The sequence below is a fragment of the Acinetobacter sp. HA genome, assembly GCF_000264725.1.
GTDB classification, from domain to species: Bacteria; Pseudomonadota; Gammaproteobacteria; order Pseudomonadales; family Moraxellaceae; genus Acinetobacter; species Acinetobacter schindleri.
In genome coordinates this window covers 1-2,127 of sequence record NZ_AJXD01000058.1, presented here as the reverse complement: position 1 = coordinate 2,127, position 2,127 = coordinate 1, and the positions used below count along the sequence as shown (strand labels likewise).

General features: G+C 42.8%; 2 protein-coding genes. One reads left to right on the top strand and one right to left on the bottom strand.

Annotation, left to right across the window (positions count from 1 at the left end; all coding sequences use genetic code 11):
- Positions 1-21: 21 nt before the first annotated feature.
- Positions 22-1,137, bottom strand: coding sequence for a transglycosylase SLT domain-containing protein (locus tag HADU_RS10555; RefSeq protein WP_034592750.1), 1,116 nt, complete (start codon positions 1,135-1,137; stop codon positions 22-24).
- A 367-nt stretch (positions 1,138-1,504) separates the two neighbouring features.
- Here HADU_RS10555 and greB point away from each other — a divergent pair, with 367 nt between their 5' ends.
- On the top strand, positions 1,505-1,999 hold the full coding sequence (gene greB, locus HADU_RS10550; RefSeq protein WP_004814978.1) for a transcription elongation factor GreB: 495 nt from the start codon (positions 1,505-1,507) through the stop codon (positions 1,997-1,999).
- The last annotated feature ends 128 nt before the right edge of the window (positions 2,000-2,127 follow it).

The window sequence follows — 2,127 nt, the reverse complement described above, 5'->3', positions numbered from 1 at the left end:
TTTTTTTATAGCTTGAATAAATCAGATATTCACAAGCTCTGAACTTTTGATCTGTTCCAGATAAGAACGGATACGGGTTACATATTGCAATGCCTGACGATAACGGCCATTGCTGGCTTTGTTATGCTCCAGATAGCTATACAGGTTTACCCAGTTATCCGGATCCTTCCCCTGGTTACGGATACTGTTCTGAATTTTCTGAACTGCACCTGGACCCATGTTATAGGCTACTAAGGCATACCAGTTACGGTCTGGCATAGGAATATGCTCAAAGCGTGACAGCATCTTGTCATAGTATTTCGCACCGCCTTCAATACTTTGAACAGGATCGGTACGGTTATTTACACCCATTGCCTTTGCGGTTGAGCTTGTCAGCATCATCAGACCACGGACACCGGTCGGGGACACGGAGTTTGGCTTGAGATAAGATTCCTGGTAGCCGATCGCGGCGAGCAGATGCCAGTCCAGGCCGTATTGCTGTGCAGATCGCTGGAAGCTGGCCTTGTAAATGGGGAGGCGCTGGCTAAGATCCTGATGGATATTATCCCTGAAATGCTCCTCGACTACATTCTGATTGTAAAAGGAAGCGAGCTGATTGATTGCGCCGCTTTGCTTGCTGTTACATACGAAATTACTTGCAGTCTGGCTCAATGGATCATTGGCTGATTTGAAAACCCAGTTCAGGTTGGCATTCAGACCTTTAGACGACAGGGAACTGCCATCACCACAAGTTGCAGAGAATGACGTCAGTTTACGCGCTTCAATGCTGCTGATACTGCTTGTAGTCATTGCCATGTTGGCTTTGCCTTGAGCAACCATTTTCAATGCAGAGGCATCATCGCTCACCGTTTTGAAATCCAGTTTTACATTCATGTTTTTGGCATAGTTACGAACCAGATCATAACCAAAACCATGCAGGTGACCGCCTTCTTCAAACACTGTGGTCGGGCTCTTCACAGCAACAACAGTAAGCTTATTGCTGTTGACGACACTATCAAACTGGTGTGCCGGTGTTTTACTTGCATTGATGGCGTGGAATGGAACAAGCGCAGTGCTCAATACAAGAATTTTTACAGGGAGAGAGGAAAATAAAGATCTTAGGCAAAGCCTCGACCCAGAAGATGAACTACTGTGCATGTTGTCTCCGCTACAAGTAATTTATGCCCTCGAAAGTTTTAGGCAAAAGACACCACAGAACTTTCTTAAAGTTGATAAATTCAATTAGGGTTGGGCAGTCATGACGTCATTCAAAATGACTTGGGATTAAACGGCAATGTGTAGAAAAACTACACAGAGTAAAAAATAAACAAAGTTAATCAGATGTGCGCATGGTAATGATCAAAAAATAGATTGTCAAATTTTGTACGCAAAAATGTTTAAAAATGTAATTTAAGTATTTAAAATCATTAGAAAATTTTTTTAGTATTATGTTTGCTTGTTAAAATAGCCAATAAAATAGGGCAGTTAGCAAGGAAAATGATGTCATGAGTGGTGTAAGAAAACGATGAAATCCAATTTGATTACCCGTGGTGGGCATGACAAATTAGTGGCAGAACTTAAATATCTGTGGCATGAAGAACGACCGGAAATCACTAAAAAAGTGAACTGGGCCGCCAGCCTCGGCGACCGTTCTGAAAACGCTGACTACCAGTACAACAAGCAGCTGTTACGCAAGATCGACCGTCGTGTCCGTTATTTGGGCAAACGTCTGGAAGAGCTACGGATCATTGACTTTTCACCTGAGCAGGAAGGGAAGGTTTACTTTGGTGCTTGGGTCGAAATTGAAAATGAAGCCGGAGAACAAAAGACTTTACGGATAGTGGGAGTTGATGAAATTTATGACCACCATCCACAGCATATTTCGATTGATTCGCCAATGGCACGTGCGCTGCTCGGCAAGCAGGTTGATGATGAAGCAGAAGTAATAACACCCTCCGGTAAGAAAGTCTGGTTCATCAATACCATCCGCTATGAAAAGCCTGAAAATTCAGCAAATTGACCGAATTGATTTTATTTTGTGCATTTGATAACTAAATTTCTCAAAAATATTTGCCAAGCCGGATTTTTATTTATATGATGGCGCCCATGGAAGCGTGGCAGAGCGGTTTAATGCACCGGTCTTGAAAA